Origin of the sequence: Arthrobacter sp. 179, from assembly GCF_052379645.1 — a bacterium.
In the GTDB taxonomy this organism is placed as follows: domain Bacteria; phylum Actinomycetota; class Actinomycetes; order Actinomycetales; family Micrococcaceae; genus Arthrobacter_H.
The window spans coordinates 157,330-175,939 of sequence record NZ_JBQSYU010000001.1; the positions used below are offsets into that span (position 1 = coordinate 157,330).

At 66.9% G+C, this 18,610-nt stretch carries 14 protein-coding genes and 1 pseudogene; 3 read left to right on the forward strand and 12 right to left on the reverse strand.

From position 1 onward, the window contains the following. Positions 1 to 21: 21 nt before the first annotated feature. The 4 genes from ACT3UE_RS00835 to ACT3UE_RS00850 all read right to left on the reverse strand — a co-directional run bounded on the left by ACT3UE_RS00835 (position 22) and on the right by ACT3UE_RS00850 (position 5,501). The gene (locus tag ACT3UE_RS00835) at positions 22 to 930 is read right to left on the reverse strand and encodes an SIS domain-containing protein (RefSeq protein ID WP_444554806.1); all 909 of its coding nucleotides are present in this window, start codon (positions 928 to 930) and stop codon (positions 22 to 24) included. A gap of 126 nt (positions 931 to 1,056) precedes the next feature. Further along, positions 1,057 to 1,722 (reverse strand): pentapeptide repeat-containing protein, encoded by a 666-nt coding sequence (locus tag ACT3UE_RS00840; RefSeq protein ID WP_444554807.1) that lies wholly within the window; start codon positions 1,720 to 1,722, stop codon positions 1,057 to 1,059. A 23-nt stretch (positions 1,723 to 1,745) separates the two neighbouring features. After that, complete coding sequence (locus ACT3UE_RS00845) at positions 1,746 to 3,767, reverse strand: ABC transporter ATP-binding protein (protein ID WP_444561118.1); 2,022 nt, start codon at positions 3,765 to 3,767, stop codon at positions 1,746 to 1,748. After that, complete coding sequence (locus ACT3UE_RS00850) at positions 3,768 to 5,501, reverse strand: ABC transporter ATP-binding protein (protein WP_444554809.1); 1,734 nt, start codon at positions 5,499 to 5,501, stop codon at positions 3,768 to 3,770. A 220-nt stretch (positions 5,502 to 5,721) separates the two neighbouring features. Here ACT3UE_RS00850 and bcp point away from each other — a divergent pair, with 220 nt between their 5' ends. Further along, positions 5,722 to 6,198, forward strand: coding sequence for a thioredoxin-dependent thiol peroxidase (gene bcp, locus ACT3UE_RS00855; RefSeq protein ID WP_444561117.1), 477 nt, complete (start codon positions 5,722 to 5,724; stop codon positions 6,196 to 6,198). A gap of 248 nt (positions 6,199 to 6,446) precedes the next feature. Continuing rightward, positions 6,447 to 7,844 (forward strand): annotated as a pseudogene (locus ACT3UE_RS00860) (IS1380 family transposase). 174 nt (positions 7,845 to 8,018) lie between these two features. On the opposite strand, the gene ACT3UE_RS00865 reads toward ACT3UE_RS00860, so the two are convergent. Continuing rightward, positions 8,019 to 8,597: an NADPH-dependent FMN reductase gene (locus ACT3UE_RS00865; protein ID WP_444554810.1), complete on the reverse strand. Its 579-nt coding sequence runs from the start codon at positions 8,595 to 8,597 to the stop codon at positions 8,019 to 8,021. Between the two features lie 157 nt (positions 8,598 to 8,754). Between ACT3UE_RS00865 and ACT3UE_RS00870 the strand changes: the two genes are divergently transcribed. Further along, entirely contained in the window at positions 8,755 to 9,009 is a 255-nt protein-coding gene (locus tag ACT3UE_RS00870) for a hypothetical protein (protein ID WP_444554811.1), read from the forward strand. A 184-nt stretch (positions 9,010 to 9,193) separates the two neighbouring features. Here the strand turns inward: ACT3UE_RS00870 and allB are convergent, their stop codons facing one another. The 7 genes from allB to aceB form a co-directional block, all read right to left on the reverse strand. Next, the gene (gene allB, locus ACT3UE_RS00875) at positions 9,194 to 10,567 is read right to left on the reverse strand and encodes an allantoinase AllB (protein ID WP_444554812.1); all 1,374 of its coding nucleotides are present in this window, start codon (positions 10,565 to 10,567) and stop codon (positions 9,194 to 9,196) included. A gap of 195 nt (positions 10,568 to 10,762) precedes the next feature. Continuing rightward, a complete protein-coding gene (gene gcl, locus ACT3UE_RS00880) occupies positions 10,763 to 12,568 on the reverse strand; it encodes a glyoxylate carboligase (RefSeq protein WP_444566093.1) in 1,806 nt (601 codons plus the stop codon). A gap of 205 nt (positions 12,569 to 12,773) precedes the next feature. Next, entirely contained in the window at positions 12,774 to 13,670 is an 897-nt protein-coding gene (locus tag ACT3UE_RS00885) for a 2-hydroxy-3-oxopropionate reductase (RefSeq protein ID WP_444554814.1), read from the reverse strand. Between the two features lie 42 nt (positions 13,671 to 13,712). Continuing rightward, positions 13,713 to 14,504, reverse strand: a complete 792-nt coding sequence (locus ACT3UE_RS00890) for a hydroxypyruvate isomerase family protein (RefSeq protein ID WP_444554815.1) — start codon at positions 14,502 to 14,504, stop codon at positions 13,713 to 13,715. A gap of 338 nt (positions 14,505 to 14,842) precedes the next feature. Further along, positions 14,843 to 15,679: a bifunctional allantoicase/(S)-ureidoglycine aminohydrolase gene (locus ACT3UE_RS00895; protein WP_444554816.1), complete on the reverse strand. Its 837-nt coding sequence runs from the start codon at positions 15,677 to 15,679 to the stop codon at positions 14,843 to 14,845. After that, complete coding sequence (locus tag ACT3UE_RS00900; protein ID WP_444554817.1) at positions 15,672 to 16,985, reverse strand: DUF6986 family protein; 1,314 nt, start codon at positions 16,983 to 16,985, stop codon at positions 15,672 to 15,674. Before ACT3UE_RS00900 ends, ACT3UE_RS00895 begins: the two co-directional genes overlap by 8 nt. Then, on the reverse strand, positions 16,982 to 18,607 hold the full coding sequence (gene aceB / locus ACT3UE_RS00905; protein ID WP_444554818.1) for a malate synthase A: 1,626 nt from the start codon (positions 18,605 to 18,607) through the stop codon (positions 16,982 to 16,984). The genes ACT3UE_RS00900 and aceB overlap by 4 nt, the downstream gene beginning before the upstream one ends. Between the last annotated feature and the right edge of the window lie 3 nt (positions 18,608 to 18,610).

Here is an 18,610-nt window from a genome sequence, read left to right on the forward strand (position 1 = left end):
TGCGCCAGACCGGGGCGGACCCTAGGCCTGCTCCTCGAGGATCACCGAACGCGAGAGGTTGCGCGGGGCGTCCGGGTCCAGGCCGCGGTGGCGGGCCCGGTCCAGGGTGACGCGGTGCAGGCGGGCCAGCTCGGCCAACGGGTGGCGCGAGGATTCGACATAGAGGGCCCCGGTGCGTTCCACGTCCGCGGCCAGTCCCTCGGGAGCCGGCCCGAAGGACCAGGTGACCCGGCCGGGGGCGGCGATGGCGATGGGTCCGTGGCGGTAGTCCATGGCCGGGTAGGCCTCGGTCCAGCCCTGGACTGCTTCACGCATCTTCAGGGCGGCCTCATGGGCGAGCCCGACGCTCCATCCCTGTCCGAGGAAGGTGAACTGCTCGGCCTCGAGCAGATCGGTGCCGGTTTCCTGGTCGACGGCGGTGCGGGCCTGTTCGATGGCCTCGCCCAGGTCCATGCCGACACTGCTCAACAGATAGGCCAGCGCGGTGGTGGCGAAGCGCGTCTGCACCACCGACTGCTCGTCGGCGTAGGGCAGTTCCACGACCCGGTCGACCATTTCCACGATCGGCGAGGAGGTGTCCCCGACCAGGGCGATCGTGGTGATGCCCGGTTCGAGTTCCTTGAGCAGCGTCAGGACCTCGGAGGTGGTGCCCGAACGGGTGATGGCCACGACCGCGTCGTAGCCGCGGCCGGCGATGCGGGCCTCGGAGGCGGCGAAGGCGTCGGTCACGCCGTGGCCGGCGGTCTCCCGGGCCGCGGCGTAGGACTCCGCCATGAACCAGGAGGTGCCGCAGCCGACGACGGCGACGCGGGCCCCGGAGGCGGGCAGCAGGTTCTCGGAACCGGCCTGGGTGACGGCGCGCTGCCAGACGTCGGGCTGGCTGCGCAGCTCCTCGTCCATGTGCTGGCCAAGTGATGCGTTCGTGGTCATCGATACTCTCCTGGGGTGGTTCCGCCTGGCGGGATTCGGCATTGATCTCCCCCTATGATCGCTTATGAGCGTTCGCTATGTCTAGTAATCATAGTTGCTCACATTCTGGACGGCCGGTCAGCACGTTTACAGCACCCGCAAACCCGCCTCGGCGGCGAGGAGCGGGGCCAGGTCCTGCAGCTGCAGTTCGCCGACGGTCGCACCCCGCAAACCGCCGACCCCGGACAGTCCCGCCAGCGCGGCCCCGCGCAGGTCCACATCCTTGAGCTTCGCCCCATGCAGGGACAACATGCCGATCCGGCAATCCTGGAACGCCACCCTCTCGGCCTGGACCGCCCCGAGATCGAGCTCGTCGATGATCATCGAGCGGACGAGCACGTCCTTGAGCTTCGCCCCGCGCAGGTTCACCAGATCGAGTTTGCCGCCGTCGAAGAGCACCGAACGCAGGCCGGCCCCATGCAGTTCGGCGGAACCGATGCGGGTGCGGGCCAGGCTGGTGTTCCACCAGCCGCTGTCCGGGGCCCGCAACGAGGCGGCCCCCAGATCGGTGAACTCGCAGTTCCCGAAACTCGCCCGGTTCAGTTCCGCCCCCATGAGCGAGACCCGCCGGAAGGTGCACTCGGTGAAGACGGTGTCTTCGAGGTCCTGCCCGTCGGCGTCGTCGGAGTCGAACAGCAGGCCGTCGCTGCGTCCGTCCAGGTCCAAGCCCGTCAGGTCCCCCGGCGGACGGTTCCCCGGGGCGTTGAAGGAGGGAATCCTGGGCGGTCGGGGTTCAGCGGGCATCCGGTTCATGGGCCGAGACTACCGGGGCCCGCTCAGAGGTCCGAAACCGGCACGGCTCCGGCCCCGTCCCCGGCGTCGGGGTCGATATCTGGGTCCTCGGCAGGTCCGGCGAACTGGGACATGTACAGCCGGTAGTAGGCCCCGCGGGCCGCCAACAGCACCTCGTGGCTGCCTTGTTCGACGATCCTGCCCGCTTCCATCACCAGGATGGTGTCGGCGTCGCGGATGGTCGACAGCCGGTGGGCGATCACGAAGCTGGTCCGGTCGGTGCGCAGCGCGGCCATGGCATGTTGGACCAGCACTTCGGTGCGGGTATCCACCGAGGACGTCGCCTCGTCCAGGATGAGCAGCGACGGGTTGGCCAGGAAGGCCCGGGCGATGGTGATCAGCTGCTTCTCACCGGCGGAGACGTTGGTGCCCTCGTCGTCGATGATGGTGTCGTAGCCCTCGGGCAGCGCCTTCACGAAGCGGTCGACGTAGGTGGCGGTGGCGGCCTCGTGGACTTCCTCGTCGGTGGCATCGAGCCGACCGTACCTGATGTTCTCGATGATCGTCCCGTTGAACAACCAGGCGTCCTGGAGCACCATGCCGACCTTGGAGCGCAGTTCGGCCCGGGACAGTGCCGTGATGTCGATCCCGTCCAGGGTGATGGCCCCGCCGTCGAGCTCGTAGAAACGCATCACCAGGTTCACCAGCGTGGTCTTCCCGGCCCCCGTGGGGCCGACGATCGCCACCGTATGGCCCGGATGCGCCTCGAAGGACAGGTCCTCGATCAGCGGCCTGGCCGGATCGTAGGAGAAGGTGACGTCGGTGAACTGGACGTGGCCTTCGGTGCGGGCCGCCAGCCGGGCGGTGGGGGTTTCCGCCTCCTGCTCCTGGGCGTCCAGCAGCTCGAAGGTCCGTTCGGCGGAGGCGACCCCCGACTGGACCTGGTTGGCCATTCCGGCGATCTGTCCCAGCGGCTGGGTGAATTCGCGGGAGTACTGGATGAATGCGGTGGCATCGCCCAGGCTCATCTGCCCCGAGGCCACCCGCAGGCCGCCGACGACGGCGATGCCCACGTAGGCCAGGTAGGAGATGAACTGCATGACCGGGAAGATGGTGCCCGAGACGAATTGGGCGCCGAAGGAGGCCTTGAACAATTCCTCGTTGCGCTCGTCGAAGCGGGCCACCGATTCCTCCTCGCGGCCGAAGACCTTCATGAGGTCGTGGCCGGAGAAGGACTCCTCGATCTGCCCGTTCAGCGTCCCGGTGGACTTCCACTGCTCGGCGAACAGGCCCTGGGCCCTGGTCCCGATCAGCGCCGCGGCCACCGCCGAAAGCGGCAGGGCGACCAAGGCGATCAGTGCCAGCTGCCAGGAGACGATGAACATCATGATCACGATGCCCACCACGGTCAGGATCGATTCGAGCAGCTGCGAGAAGGCCTGCTGCAGGGCGGTCTGGATGTTGTCCACGTCGTTGGTGACCCGCGAGAGCAGGTCCCCGCGCTGACGGGTGTCGAAGTAGTTCAGCGGCAGTTTGTTGAGCTTGTCCTCCACGTCCTTGCGCAGCCGGTAGACCACGCGCATGACCAGTTTATTCAGCAGGTAGCCCTGGGCCCACATGAAGACGTTCGCCACGAAGTACATCATCAACACGAAGGAGATGATGACGCCGAGCTGGTGGAAGTCGATGCCTGTCCCGGGAACCAGGTCCATCCGCTCGAGCATGTCGGCCAGATTGGTCTTGCCTTGGGCCCGCAGCCCGGAAACGGCCTCCGCCTTCGAGGTGCCCGGAGCCATTTGTGAACCGATGACGCCCGAGAAGATGACGTCCATGGCCCTGCCCAGGATCTTGGGGGCGATGACGGTCAGCACCACGCCGACGGCGACAAATAAGAGTACGACGGCGATGCCGGCCTTTTCGGGGGCCATGAGCCCCATGAGGCGTTTGGTCGCGGGCCAGAACGCCTTGGCCTTGCGCACCGGCCGCTGGTCCCCGAATCCGTCATCGGCGGATACGGCGAAATCCTCGAGATCCTCGACCTGTGCGGCCGGTTTCTTCTCGGCCATCTAGGACACCTCCTCCGCACTGATCTGGGATTCGACGATCTCCAGGTAGGTCGCCGAGCTTTCCAACAGTTCCTCATGGGTGCCGCGCCCGACGATTTCGCCGTCGTCCAGCACCAGGATCTGGTCGGCGTCGATGATCGTGGACACGCGTTGGGCGACGACGATCACCGTGGCCTCACCGGTGGTCTCCTTCAACGCCGCCCGCAGCCGGGAGTCGGTGGTGACGTCCAGTGCCGAGAACGAATCGTCGAAGAGGTAGACCTTGGGCCTGGCGGCCAGGGCGCGGGCGATGCACAGGCGCTGGCGTTGTCCGCCGGAGACGTTCGTCCCGCCCTGGGCGATTCCCGACTCCAGTCCACCCTCCTTCCCGGAGACGAAATCCCGGGCCTGGGCGATCCGCAGGGCCTCCCAGAGTTCGGGATCCGTCGCCTCCCGGTTGCCGTAGCGCAGGTTGGAGGCGACGGTTCCGGAAAAGAGGTAGGGCCGTTGCGGGACGGCGGCCACCCGTTCGGAGAGTTGTTCGCGGGTCAACGCCGACACGGGGGTCCCGTCGATGAGCACCTGCCCGGCATCGGCGTCGTACAGGCGCGGGATGAGGTTCAGGAGCGTGGATTTACCGGACCCGGTGGATCCGATGATCGCGGTCATCCGACCGGGTTCGGCGGTGAACTGGAGATCCTTGAGCACCGGTTCCTCGGCGCCGGGATAGCCGAAGGAGACCCGGCGGAATTCCACGGTGCCATGCGCCGGGGCGTCCACCGTGGTGACCTCGGGGTCGCGGAGCGAGGGTTCGGCCTGCAGGACCTCGTCGATCCGTTCCGCGCAGACGGCGGCGCGCGGGATCATCATGGCCATGAACGTACCCATCATCACGGCCATGAGGATCTGCAGCAGGTACTGCAGGAAGGCGGTCAACGAGCCGACCTCCATGTTCCCGTCGGCCACGCGGTGTCCACCGAACCACAGCACCGCGGCGGTGGCCAGGTGCAGGATCATCCCGATCAACGGGAACATCAGCACGAACAGTTGTCCGACCCGGACCCCCACCTCGGTCAGGCGTTCGTTGGCGGCCCGGAAACGCTCGGTCTCGTAGGGTTCCCGCACGAAGGCCCGCACCACGCGGATGCCGATGATCTGCTCGCGCAGCACCCCGTTGATGGAGTCGATGCGTTCCTGCATCAGGCGGAACAGCGGCATCAGCAACCGGATGAGGAAGCCGACGATCACCACCAGCAGCGGGACCGACACCCATACCAGCCAGGACAGCCCGGCATCCTCACGCAGGGCCATGATGATCCCGCCCACGCACATGATCGGGGCGGAAACCATGAAGTTCAGGCCCATCAGCACCAGCATCTGGACCTGCTGGACGTCGTTGGTGCCGCGGGTGATCAGGGTCGGGGCGCCGAATTCGTTGACCTCCCGGGCCGAGAACCCGGCGACCGAGTGGAAGACGCCACGGCGGATGTCCCGGCCCACGGCCATCGAGGTCTTCGCCCCGAAGTAGACGGCGGCGATCGCGGTGAGGACCTGGATGAAGGCCACCATCAGCATCATCGCGCCGGTGCGCCAGATGAAATCGGTATCGCCCTGCGTCACTCCCTCGTCGATGATCCGCGCGTTCAGGCTCGGCAGGAACAACGTGGCCATGGTCGTTCCGAGCTGGAAGACCAGCACCGCGATGATCCACGGTCGATAGGGTTTCGCGTGCTTGAGGATCAGGCGCAGGAGCATGCAGGGGTGACTTTCTGGACTAACCACACCGGGGGCTGGGTCGCGTCGGCGGGTGATGGCCCGGGCGGCTGTGGCCGTTCGGGGCACTGGCAACTGTACTCGGCGCGTCGGGCCTTTCAATCCCTCCGCCGAAGGATTTGCCCCCGGGCCCTATCGCGACACCCAAACACCCTTATAATGGTAATGGAATACCACCATGCGAAAATCTAAGGAGAATCACATGTCAGAGGCCCCCACCCAGCTTCAGGCCGGCGATCGCGCACCGGACTTCACCCTCACCGACGCCGACGGCGCCACCATCAGCCTGTCCAACTACACCGGCCGTTCGGTCGTGGTCTACTTCTACCCCAAGGCCGCAACCCCGGGCTGCACCACCGAGGCCTGCGATTTCCGGGACAACCTGAGCTCGCTGGCCGGCGCCGGCTACGACGTCCTGGGCATCTCCTCCGACGGGGAGGACGACCTGCAGGCCTTCGCCGATGACCAGTCACTGACGTTCCCGCTGCTGTCGGACCCGGACCACCGGACCGCCAAGGCCTACGGCGCCTACGGGGACAAGGACCTCGGCGGAAAGACCGTCACCGGGACCCTGCGCTCCACGATCGTCGTCAACCCCGACGGGACCGTGAAGTCCGCCGAGTACAACGTCGCCGCGGAGGGCCACGTCTCCCGCCTGCGCGAGCAGCTCGGGGTCTAGGACCCGCGACCGCGGCGCCGCACGACGGCGCAGGCACCGCCCACGCAGAATGCCCATGGGGACTTCGGTCCCCATGGGCATTGTGCGTGGTGGCGCCGACCGGACCGTTCGACGTCCGGGTCTCTAGCCTCGGCATTTCATGAGGTCGTCGCCCCGGAGGCGTGTTTAAGCCCGTAAAGGTGCTCCTGACCTGCGAAAATAGTAGTTACGACACAACTGCTTTCGACAGGAAAAGGAGCACCCTTACGGTGAAGAAGTCTACCCGTTTCTACCCGGACCTCGACGTCGACGACGCAGGGACCGGGATCGTGTCCCAAGCCGGCGCCGTATTGCTGGCCGAGACCGCGAAGGCCGTTGCCCTGCCAGCAGCGTTGAGCACCGCCATGAAACCGTGGCGCAAGCCCTACGCCATCCACGACCCGGGCAAGATCCTGCTCGATGAGGTCCTGTCCCTGGCAATGGGCGGGGACGCGTTCTCCGACGTCGACCGGCTGCGCACCCAGCCCTGGGTGTTCGGCCCCGTCGCCTCCGATCCCACCGTTTCCCGCCTACTCAAGGCCCTCGCCGACGACGCCCCGGCAGTGCTGGAGGCGATCAACACCGCCCGCGCCCAGACACGTGCCCGGGCCTGGGACGCTGCCGGGCACGATTCACCGGTCCACGCCGCCAGCGATGAAAACCCGCTGGTCGTGGACCTGGACGCAACCCTGGTGACCTCCCACAGCGAGAACAAGGAACAAGCGGCCCCGACCTACAAGCGCGGCTTCGGGTTCCACCCTTTGGCCTCGTTCGCCGACCACGGCGCGAAGGGCACCGGGGAGCCGTTGGCGATGCTGCTGCGCCCGGGCAACGCCGGGTCAAACACGGTGGCGGACCACATCACCGTGACCGACGCCTCCCTGGCCCAGCTCCCACCCGGACACCGTACGGGCCGGGCGATACTGGTGCGCACCGATACCGCCGGTGGCACCCACGGATTCCTGGATTGGCTCACCGACCCGGTGCGGGACCTGGCCTATTCCGTGGGCTTCGGATTCTTCCCGGCCATGGAAAAAGCCCTGGGAAGCATCGACAACAACTCCTGAGTGAAGGCCCTGAACAGCGACGGGATCGAACGCGAAGGGGCCTGGGTAACCGAGCTGACCGGCGACCTGTACTTGTCCTCGTGGCCGGCCGGGATGCGGGTGATCGTGCGCAAGGAGGAACCCCACGTCGGGGCGCAGCTGCGCATTACCGACATCGACGGGATGCGCTACACCGCGTTCGCGACGAATCAGGCCGGGGACGATCTGGCCCGGTTGGAAGTCGCACACCGTTTGCGGGCCCGCTGCGAGGACCGGATCCGCAATGGCAAGGACACCGGATTGGAGAACCTCCCGTTGAAGGCCTTTGCCGGCAATGAGATCTGGGTCCACCTGGTGATGCTCGCCCTCGAGCTCACCGCATGGACGCAGATGCTTGCCCTGACCGGGACCGAGGCACGGCGGTACGAACCCAAGCGCCTGCGAACGCGGATCTTCGAAACGGCCGGCAAAATCATCACCACCGGCAGGCGCAAGATCCTGCACCTTGCGGCAACGGCTCCGGAAACACCATTGATCCTCAAAGCCCTGGAGCGACTTCGGAGCCTCCCGGCACCTGGCTGACCAGCCCCCGGACCATCCCGACGAAGCAAGAAGCACATACAGCGGAACCAGTGGAGATTCCGGCCCGATCCGAGGCTATCGGGCAATCCGTCACACCCTCATGCCAGAATCAGTACCGCTAGGCAGAAGGTAAGTCCTGGCCCGCAACCAGCACAGCCCGATGAAAGATCGAGGCTAGGGCCTGGGTCGGGGCCGTGTGGCCACCAGCTCGGCAAAGCGGCTGATGTAGTCCTGCAGGAACCCGACCGTGGACTCCTGGCTGATTCCGCCCTCCTCGTCGATCAGCCCCGGGGACCGGGACAGGAACACCTCGGGCTGGCCCGGGGTGGGCATGTCGAAATAGGACAGCGCCAGCCGCAGGTTCTTCTGTGAGCTGTACCCGCCCATGCGGCCCACCGAGTGGCTGATGATCCCCGCCGGGAGGTTCTTCCATGCGACGTCGGCATTGGGCTTGGAGCCGATGTCCACCGCGTTCTTGAGGCAAGCCGGGATGGTGCGGTTGTTCTCCGGGGTGACGAACAGGACGCCGTCGGAGGCCTTGATCGTTTCGCGGAAGCCGGTGTATTCCCCGGGCAGGGGTTTATCGGCGACCTCGGGGGTGTCGTAGTCGAAATCATAGAGCGGCAGGTCGCGGATCTCGACGATGCGGGCCTGGTAGCCAGCGGGGAAGAGGTCGATGGCGTTCAGTGCGATCTTGCGCGCATAGGAGGCACGGCGCAGGCTGCCGACGATGACGGAGATGTTCCTGGTCATGGAAATGGGGTTCCTTTCGGGACGGTGGGCAGGCCGGGCGGGCGTCGGGACGCACCCGTGGTGCCTGCGACTCCCACCCTGGCCTACGAAGAACCGTACTTGAAAGTTCGATAGACCCAACATTAGGCTGGCCCCACGACATGAAAGGAGGTGCCGCATGCACCGGGACGGCATATGGCTCGAGGCGATCACCCTGTTCCAGGCCATCCGCGAGGGCAATCAGCCTGCGGCCAAACGACTACTGGACTCCTCCGCCCATCGGGACGAGGTCTTCGAGGGGCTGCTGAGCATGCTCGGGATCTTCCTGCGCGGACAGCAGGCCACCGAACTGGACCATTTCATTTCCGCGGCCCACCGCGCCGGCCCTCCCCCGCCCTTCGGGGCCCGCCCGTATCTTCCTCCGTTGAGCTGAACCGTCCGCGGCGTTAAAACACGGTGCCCCCTCCACCGGGAAGAGTGGTGGAGGGGGCACCGTCATGCCCACCCCGGATGGATCGACCATCCCGTCCGGGATGAACACCCGGGCTGCGAGGTAGGAGCTCGTTGGCCCGGGAGCCTACCGGCACCGCGCCGGTCACCGGGCGGTGTCGTGGAGCCTAGGATTCGCCGCGGCGCAACAATTGTCCGTGGGGGGTCGTGAAATCGACCTTCTCCCCGCGCAGCCAGGTGCCGGCGACGACGCCGTCCAGGGTCTTGCCGGCGTAGGCGGACACGGGGTTGCGGTGCTGGAGCTTGGCGACGTCCACGACGAAGTCCTCTTCCGGGGAGAAGATGGCGAAGTCGGCATCGGAGCCTGGCGCCAACTGACCCTTGCGCTCCAGACCGGCCAGCTTCGCCGGCCCCGAGGACATCCAGGCCAGCACCTGATCCAGGGCGATGCCGCGTTTCCGGGCTTCGGTCCAGATCAGCGACAGACCCAGCTGCAAGGAAGCCACCCCGCCCCAGGCGGTGCCGAAGTCCCCGCCTTCGGGATACTTCAGCTCCACCGTGGACGGCGAGTGGTCGGAGACGATGAAGTCGATGGTCCCGTCGATGAGTCCCTGCCAGAGCAGCTCGCGGTTGGCATCCTCACGGATCGGCGGGCAGCACTTGAATGCCGTGGCCCCATCGGGGATCTCCTCGGCGAGCAGGGTCAGGTAGTGCGGGCAGGTCTCGACGGTCAGCCGCACGCCTTCGGCCTTCGCCGCGGCGATCACCGGCAGCGAATCGGAGGAGGACAGGTGCAGGATATGTGCCCGGCCCCCGGTCCGCCGTGCCGCGTCGATGACCCGCTGGATGGCCAGGTTCTCGGCCACCCGCGGGCGTGAGGCCAGGAAGTTGGAGTACTCCCGGCCACCGATCTGCGGCGCTTCCTCGATGGTGTGCGCGTCTTCGGCGTGCACGATCATCAGCGAGTCGAAGGAGGCGAGCTCGGCCATGTCGGCCTCCATCTCCTCCGGCTCCAGGGCGGGGAATTCATCCACCCCCGAATGCAACAGGAAGCACTTGAAGCCGTACACGCCCTCGTCGTGCAGTTTGCGTAGTTCCTCGCGGTTGCCCGGGACGGCACCGCCCCAGAAGCCGACGTCGATGTACGCCTTGCGCCCGGCGACCTCGCGCTTGAGCTCCAGGGCCCCGACATCCACCGTCGGGGGGATCGAGTTCAGCGGCATGTCGATGATGGTGGTCACCCCACCGGCGGCGGCGGCACGGGTGGCGGAGTCGAAGCCCTCCCACTCGGTGCGCCCCGGCTCGTTGACGTGGACGTGGGAGTCCACGAGGCCGGGGATCATCACTTCCCCGGCACCGAGTTCGATGGTCTCGCGTCCCACCAGGCCCTGGCCCGGGCCTTCGATCGCTGCGATCCGTCCATCACGGATGCCGACCTCGTGGGCGCCGATGCCCTCACCGGTGAGGATCCGCTCGCCGCGGACCACCAGGTCGAATTCCTGGTTCTTTCCTGCCGGAGCAGTGCTGCTCTGGTTGCTCATATGCCGATTCCTCCTCGAATCCTGGCTGTCGGGCCCTGGATGTCCCGACTTCTTCCCTGACGATTATCCGCCCTCGCCTCCGCGGGGCGGGAACCGGCCAGGACCTGGGCCCTGCCGGTGGATGGACGCGGAACGGCGGACGGACCCCGTGGAGCATGGCTCCCGGTTCCGCCCGCCGTTGACCGTTTCCGGTGGCTACGCGCCGGCCGTTGCCGCCTCACGGGCCGGCTTCAGCGGAACGAGCGCCGTCGGGGCATCGGCCACGGTCTCGGCCAGATCCTCGAATTCGGTGACGTTGTTCAGCTCGGTACCCATGGAGATGTTCGTGACGCGCTCGAGGATGACCTCGACCACAACCGGCACCGAGTGCTCCTCCATGAGGCTCTTGGCCTCGGCGAAGCCCTTGGCCAGGTCCTTCGGGTCCTTGACCCGGACGGCCTTGCAGCCCAGCCCCTCGGCCACCTTGATGTGGTCCACGCCGTAGCCCTCGGTCTCGGGGGAGTTGATGTTATCGAACGCCAGGGACACGTGGTAATCCATCTCGAATCCACGCTGCGACTGACGGATCAGTCCCAGGTAGGAGTTGTTCACGACCACGTGGATGTACGGCAGCTTGAACTGCGCGCCGACGGCCAGCTCCTCGATCATGAACTGGAAGTCGTAGTCACCCGAGAGGGCGGCGACCGGCTTGCCGGGCTTGCCGCGGACGACGCCGAGTGCTGCCGGTCCGGTCCAGCCCAGCGGGCCTGCCTGTCCGGCGTTGATCCAGCGGCGCGGGCCGAAGACGTGCAGCATCTGTGCCCCCTGGATCTGGCTCAGGCCGATGGTGGAAACGTAGGTGGTTTCCGGACCGAAGGCCGAGTTCATCTCCTGGTAGACACGCTGCGGCTTGACCGGGACGTTGTCGAAGTTGGTCTTGCGGTGGCCCTCGCCCTTGCGGTCCGCGGTGGTCTGCGCCCACTCGGAGTAGTCGGGCAGGGTGCCGGCGTCGCGACGCTCGGTGGCCACCTCGATGAGAACCCGCAGGGCCTCACCGGCGTCGGAGACGACGCCGAGGTCGGGGGAGAACACGCGGCCGATCTGCGTGGGCTCGATGTCCACGTGCACGAACTTGCGTCCGGCGGTGTAGGTGTCCAGGCCACCGGTGTGGCGGTTGGCCCAGCGGTTCCCGACACCGAGGACGAAGTCCGAGTCCAGGTAGTTCACGTTGCCGTAGCGGTGGTGGGTCTGCAGGCCCACCATGCCGGCCATCAGGCGGTGGTCATCGGGGATGGCACCCCAGCCCATCAGCGTGGGCTGGACCGGGACGTTGAGCAGTTCGGCGAGGCGGACCAGGTCGTCGGAGGCATCGGCGTTGATGATGCCGCCGCCGGCGATGATCACCGGGTGCTCCGAGGCGAAGAGCATGTCCAGGATCTTGCCTGCCTGCTTGCGGCTGGCCTTGGGCTTCTCGACGCCGAGGGGCTCGTAGGCATCGATGTCGAATTCGATCTGCGCCATCTGGACGTCGATCGGCAGGTCGATCAGCACCGGGCCGGGACGGCTGGAGCGCATGAGCTGGAAGGCCTTTTGGAAGGTCCCGGGAACCAGTCCCGGCTCCAGGACGGTGGAGGCCATCTTGCACAGCGGCTTGGCGATGGACTCGATGTCCACTGCCTGGAAGTCCTCCTTGTGCAGCTTGGCAACCGGGGCCTGACCCGTGATGCAGAGCATCGGGATGGAGTCGGCCTGGGCGGCATACAGGCCGGTGATCATGTCGGTGCCGGCGGGCCCTGAGGTACCCAGGCAGAGCCCGATGTTCCCGGCGGCAGCGCGGGAGTAGCCGTCGGCCATATGCGAGGCGCCCTCGACGTGGCGGGCCAGGGTGTGGCGGATGCCGCCGTGGGCCTTGATGGCCGAGTACAGCGGGTTGATGGCCGCCCCGGGAAGGCCGAAGGCCTCGGTGGCGTTCTCCTTCTCGAGGATGAGGACGATCGCGTCCACGGTGCGCATCTTGGTCATGGTGTTCTCCTTGGTGGAGGGCCCCGGAGGGGGGCCGGAAATAGTGAAGTTTGGGCGGCCGCCGGTACGAACCGAACATAGGTACCGGCGGCCGGGCTGTGGGGACCGCCCCGTGCGGGGCGGAAGCCGGCCGGTGAGCGACGTGCGGCGGACGCCGCCTAGCTGGCGGAGGAAGCGCGGGGCCCGGTGCCGGACCCCGGGCCACTTACTTGGAGTCGGAGCTACCCGACAGGCGCTCGACACCACGGAACAGACCCGAGTGGTCCAGCGAGCCGTCGCCGCTGGCGACGGTGGAGGCCACGAGCTGGGCCACGAGGGCCCCCTGCGGGAGGACGACGCCGGCTTCGCGGGCTGCGGAGGTGACGATGCCCATGTCCTTGTGGTGCAGGGCCAGGCGGAAGCCCGGGTCGAAGTTGCGGTCCAGGATCTTCTGGCCCTTCTGGTCCAGGACCTTGGAGCCGGCCAGGCCGCCACCGAGGACCGATAGCGCGGCCTGGGTGTCGACGCCGTAGGCCTCCAGGAAGACCACGGCCTCGGAGAGTGCCTGGATGTTGGAGGCCACGATCAGCTGGTTGGCGGCCTTGACCGTCTGGCCGGATCCGGAGGGACCGACATGGACGATCGTCTTGCCGATGGCATCGAGCACGGCCGCGGCATCGTCGAAGTCGGCCTTCTCGCCACCGACCATGATGGACAGCACGCCGTCGACGGCTCCTGCCTCGCCACCGGAGACCGGTCCGTCGAGGGGGCGCAGGCCGGCGGCGCGGGCGTCATCGGCCAGGACCACGGCGACATCGGGGCGGATGGTCGAGTTGTCGATCCACAGTGCGCCCTTCTTGGCGTTGGCGAAGACCCCGTCTTCACCGTGGACAACTGCTTCCACGTCCGGGGAGTCCGGAACCATGGTGATCACGACGTCGGCATCGGCGACGGCTTCGGCGACGCTGGCTGCGGCGGTTCCGCCGGCCGACGCCAGATCCTTGGCCTTTTCGGGGCTGCGGTTGAAGCCGGTCACCTGGAACCCGGCCTTGACCAGGTTCTTGGCCATGGGCAGGCCCATGATCCCCAGGCCGATGAAGGCAACGTTCTTGTTTTCGCTCATGTTGTTCTCCTTGAAGTTTTGGTGGTGCGTACCGGTCGGGGCCTAGGCGCCCTGGCGAATCAACCAGTCGAAGGCGACATCGGAGGAGGCCTTGTATTCCAGGCCGATCGGTCCTGTGTAGCCCTTGGCCCGGCTGCTCTCGATCCACTCGCCCAGCGGCAGGTTCCCGGTTCCGGGAGCCCCGCGTCCCGGGTCGTCGGCGATCTGGATGTGGCCGAAGTCGGCGGCGTGCTTGTTCACGACGTCCGCGACATCATCGCCGTTGACTGCCATGTGGTAGAAGTCGGCCAGCAGCTTGACGTTGTCCACGCCGGCTTCCTGGGTCTTCGCGATGACGCCCAGAGCGTCGGCGGCGGTCTTCAGCGGGTAGGCCTCGGTGCCGGAGACCGGCTCCAGCAGGACGGTGCCGTCGATCTTGGCGACCCCGCGCGCGGCGGCCACGAGGTTGGCCAGGGCCAGCTCGTCCTGCTCGGCGGCCGACTGGCCGTCCTGGCGGTTGCCGTAGAGGGCGTTGAAGCCGCGGCAGCCCGTGGCCTGTCCGATGGCGGCGACGACGTCGATGTTGTCGGCGAATTCCTTCTCGCGGCCGATCCAGGAAACAATCCCGCGGTCTCCGGCGGGCATTTCGCCGGCCAGGAAGTTCAGTCCGGTCAGCTGGACGCCGGCGTCGGCGAGCGAGCTGACGAACTTTTCCACCTCGGCGTCGGCCGGAACGGCCTCGGCGAAGGGCCACCAGAACTCGACGTTGTCGAAACCGGCCTTCTTCGCTGCCGCCGGGCGCTCCAGCAAGGGGAGCTCGGTCAGCAGGATGGAGCAGTTGACGGTGTAAGCCATGTGGATTCCTTTCGGAACGGTCATTTCCAGATTGTGGAAGTTTACTTCTGCCTACTGAAAACATTAGGTGAGTCCCGCATCACCTGTCAAGACTTCGGGGTCACGGCCGGTCGGCGCGCGGACCGGCCGTCCGGGAGCACCGGACGCTGCCCCCGGCACCTTCAGGGGGCGTGGGAGGGCTGGATTCGGCCTCTGATCAGGGCCTCGGCTGAAATGGGTGTGGGCCTCCGCGGTGGTGGGGCCGCGGGCCAGTGGCCCGCAGCCCAACCACGGTCGGTGGCCCACGAAAAAACCGGCCACCGGGACGAAGCCCCGACGGCCGGTTTGTTCATTGGTCGCTACAATGCAATCTGGCGATTGACGTCCTTGTAGAGCAGGTAGCGGAAGTTCGCCGGCCCACCGGCGTAGCAAGCCTGCGGGCAGAAGGCGCGCAGCGACATGTAATCGCCTTCCTGCACCTCGACCCAGTCGGCGTTAAGCCGGTAGACGGCCTTGCCTTCCAGGACGTAGAGGCCGTGCTCCATGGTGTGGGTCTCCGCGAACGGGATCGAGGCGCCGGGCTCGAAGGTCACGATGTTCACGTGCATGTCGAACGCGAGGTCCTCGGGGTCGAGCATGCGGGTGGTGCGCCATTTATTGTCGGTACCCGGCATGGCCTTGGGCTCCAGATCGCGCTCGTTGCCGACGACCGGACGGGCCGTATGCCCCTCGAGCGGCTGGTAGCGCTTGCGGAACCAGTGGAAGCTGGCAGCCTCCGTGCCGTCGTTGTTCACGCTGTAAGCGGTCCCGGCGGGGATGAAGGCAAAAGCACCTTCGCTGAGCTGGTGGGTCGTTCCGTCGATCACCAACCGCAGCGATCCCTGCATGACGAAGAGGAATCCCTCCACCTCGGGCTGCGGCTCGGGGTTCTGCGAGCCGCCGCCGGGGGACACCTCGACGATGGTCTGGGAGAACGTGGTCGCCCCACCGGACACCGGACGGTTCAGGACCCAGGAACGGGTTCCCGTCCACTCCGGAAGAACCGAGGTCACGATATCGCGCAGGACCCCGCGCGGGATGACCGTATAGGCCTCGGTGACCACGGCGCGGTCGGTCAACAGATCCGTCTGGGGCGGATGACCACCCTGGGCCGTGTAGTAGGGGGCCTCCACCGGAGCGGTGCTGGTTTTAGACATGGGTTTCCTTTGCGTTGATCGCGGGACGACCCAGAGCCAGGGCCCCGAGTTGTGCCTGGGTGATTTCGACGCCGTTCTCGACTTCGCTGGCCGTCAACGCACCGCAGGTCAGACCGCGGTAGATGAACATGGCCAGGGCCCGCGCGGTGGCCGGCTCGTCCATGATCGAGGATTCGACCTGGTGCACGTAGTTGCGCAACCGGTTGGCCGCTGCGTCGAAACCGTCGCGGTAGAAGGCGTAGGTCGCGAGGTAGCGGGTGGCCAGTTGGGCCGGGTGGAGGTCCCACCCCTGGTAGATCCCCCGCTCCAGATGCCGGCGCACCAGCCGGGCGTGCAAGGCAAACGCCTTGCTGACATGGTCCGGCTCGCCGATGGGCAGGATGTTCGTGGACCCATCGGAGAGATGGACCCCCGTTCCGGCGACCGCGACCTGGAGCACGTTCTTGGCGTGATCCGCAGCGGGGTGCTCCATCGACTGGTACTCCGCGGCGATCCCCAGCGACGCCGAGTAGTCGTAGGTTCCGTAGTGCAGCGACGAAACCCTTCCCCGTCCTGCGTGGATCAGCTGGGCCGACGGCACCGTGCCTTCGGCCGAGAGGATCAGCTGCGGGGTTTCCATCTGGACCTCGAAGCGCAGCCGCCGTGCCGGCAGCCCGTGGGCGGCCTCCAGCTTCTCGCATACGAAGACCATCGCCTCGACCTGGGCCACCGTGGTCACCTTGGGCAGCGTCAGGACCAGCCCGTCGGGCAGTCCCCCGGTGTCCATCAGCGAGCCAATGAACAGGTCGAGGGTGCGAAGGGCACGCTGCCGGGTGGGCAGCTCGAAGCATTTGAAGCGGATCCCGATGAACGGCGGGGCGATGCCCGCGGCAACGGCCCGGTTCACTTCCTGGGCGGCCCGGATGGCGTGGGCGTCCTCTTCCTCGTCGGGCCGGTCCCCCAACCCGTCTTCGAAGTCGATGCGCAGGTCTTCAATCGGCTCGTTGTCCAGCTTCTGGGCCACGAGCTCGGCCAGCAGATCGGCGCGCGACCCGGCGGTGACGTCGGCGCCGCCTTCGGCGTCGAGGCCCACGGAGCGGGCCAGCACGGCCAACCCACCGAACTCGCGGGCGGCCGCCAGGGCCTGCCGGCCCCACTGGGCCGGCGTGTCGGCCGTGAACTTATCGGCGGGGACGTAGGCGGTATGCACCGGCTGACGGACTCCGCTATCCCCCGGGTAGGAACGCTCCAGGAGCTTGTCGGTGGCCGCGAGCCGGGTTTCGACCGTCTTGAGGATGGTCTCGTCCAGGACCGGGCTTACGCTCATCGGTTCACCAACTCGGTGGACAGGAGGCGGTAGGCCGGCAGCGTGAGGAAGTCTTCAAAGTCCTCATCGCGCCCGGAAACCAGACGACCGATGAGCTCGCCCGCCGGAACGTAGTACTTCTCGAAGGTTTCCTTGTCGTCGACTTCGGTGCGCAGCCGCTCGATCTCCTCGGCCAGGGCGGCCTTGACGAGTTCGGCGGTGATGGTGTTTCCGGTGTCGTCGGCCACGACGCCGTTGCGGATCTGCTGCCACACCTGCGAGCGGGAGATCTCCGCCGTGGCGGCGTCCTCCATCAGGTTGTGGATCGCCACCGCACCATTGCCCGAAAGCCAGACGGCGGTGTAGGCGACCGCGACATACAGGTTCGCGTGGACCCCCTGCTCGGTGACCTGGCCCGGAGCAGAAGCGACATCCAGGAGGTCCTCGGCGCCGACGGAGACCTCGGGACGCTGCTTGTCCAGCTGGTTCGGGCGATCGCCCAACACGGATCCGAAGACCTCGGAGCAGATCGACACCAGATCCGGGTGCGCCACCCATGAACCGTCGAAGCCGTCACCGGCTTCACGGGTCTTGTCGGCCCTGACCTTCTTGAAGGCGGCCTCGGTGGTTTCCGGTTCGCGGCGGTTCGGGATGAAGGCGGCCATGCCGCCCATGGCGAAGGCACCACGCTTATGGCAAGTCTGCACCAACAGGTCGGTGTAGGCACGCATCATCGGGGCCGTCATCGCCACATCGGCGCGGTCCGGCATGATGAACTTATCGCCGGAGGAGCGGAAGTACTTGATGATGCTGAACAGGTAGTCCCAGCGTCCGGCGTTCAGGCCCGACGCGTGGTCGCGCAGTTCGTAGAGGATCTCGTCCATCTCGAAGGCGGAGGGGATCGTCTCGATCAGCACGGTGGCCCGGACGGTCCCGTGCTCGATGCCCAGTTCTGCCTCGGCGAAGGTGAAGACGTCGTTCCACAGCCGTGCCTCGAGGTGGGATTCCATCTTGGGCAGGTAGTAGAAGGGCCCGTCGCCCTTGGCGGCCAGCTCCTTCGCGTTGTGGAAGAAGTGCAGGCCGAAATCAACCAGCGCACCGACGGTGGGGGCGCCATCGACGAGCACGTTGGCTTCGGGAAGGTGCCAGCCGCGCGGGCGCACCACCACGGTGGCCAGCTCGGCATCGGTCCGCAGGTTGTATTCCTTGCCTTCGGGCGAACGGAACGACAAGGTTCCACGAGCCGCCTCGCCCAGGTTGACCAGTGCGTCGACGACGTTGTGCCAGGTGGGGGTCGACGCGTCTTCGAGGTCGGCCAGCCAGACCTTGGCGCCGGAGTTCAGCGCATTGATGGCCATCTTGGCCGGTGAGGCCGGTCCGGTGATCTCCACACGGCGGTCGCGCAGCTTCTCGGGGGCTTCGGCGACCTTCCAGTCTCCGGCGCGCACCTCTGCGGTCTCGGGAAGGAAATCGATGGTCCCCTTCTCGGAGGCGGCCTGCTGGGCCGTCTGACGTGCGGTCAACAGCTCGTCGCGGGTCGCCGCGAAACGACGCTGCAGCTTCTCCACGAAGGCCAGGGCCTCGTCGCTCAGGACGTCCTGGGCTCCGTCTACGTCGGGAACGTGCGTTAGTGAAATGCTCATGAT

Coding starts and splice junctions, on each gene's coding strand:
- ACT3UE_RS00835 (WP_444554806.1), bottom strand. CDS start 930: ATGACCACGAACGCATCACTTGGCCAGCACATGGACGAGGAGCTGCGC.
- ACT3UE_RS00840 (WP_444554807.1), bottom strand. CDS start 1,722: ATGAACCGGATGCCCGCTGAACCCCGACCGCCCAGGATTCCCTCCTTC.
- ACT3UE_RS00845 (WP_444561118.1), bottom strand. CDS start 3,767: ATGGCCGAGAAGAAACCGGCCGCACAGGTCGAGGATCTCGAGGATTTC.
- ACT3UE_RS00850 (WP_444554809.1), bottom strand. CDS start 5,501: ATGCTCCTGCGCCTGATCCTCAAGCACGCGAAACCCTATCGACCGTGG.
- bcp (WP_444561117.1), top strand. CDS start 5,722: ATGTCAGAGGCCCCCACCCAGCTTCAGGCCGGCGATCGCGCACCGGAC.
- ACT3UE_RS00865 (WP_444554810.1), bottom strand. CDS start 8,597: ATGACCAGGAACATCTCCGTCATCGTCGGCAGCCTGCGCCGTGCCTCC.
- ACT3UE_RS00870 (WP_444554811.1), top strand. CDS start 8,755: ATGCACCGGGACGGCATATGGCTCGAGGCGATCACCCTGTTCCAGGCC.
- allB (WP_444554812.1), bottom strand. CDS start 10,567: ATGAGCAACCAGAGCAGCACTGCTCCGGCAGGAAAGAACCAGGAATTC.
- gcl (WP_444566093.1), bottom strand. CDS start 12,568: ATGACCAAGATGCGCACCGTGGACGCGATCGTCCTCATCCTCGAGAAG.
- ACT3UE_RS00885 (WP_444554814.1), bottom strand. CDS start 13,670: ATGAGCGAAAACAAGAACGTTGCCTTCATCGGCCTGGGGATCATGGGC.
- ACT3UE_RS00890 (WP_444554815.1), bottom strand. CDS start 14,504: ATGGCTTACACCGTCAACTGCTCCATCCTGCTGACCGAGCTCCCCTTG.
- ACT3UE_RS00895 (WP_444554816.1), bottom strand. CDS start 15,679: ATGTCTAAAACCAGCACCGCTCCGGTGGAGGCCCCCTACTACACGGCC.
- ACT3UE_RS00900 (WP_444554817.1), bottom strand. CDS start 16,985: ATGAGCGTAAGCCCGGTCCTGGACGAGACCATCCTCAAGACGGTCGAA.
- aceB (WP_444554818.1), bottom strand. CDS start 18,607: ATGAGCATTTCACTAACGCACGTTCCCGACGTAGACGGAGCCCAGGAC.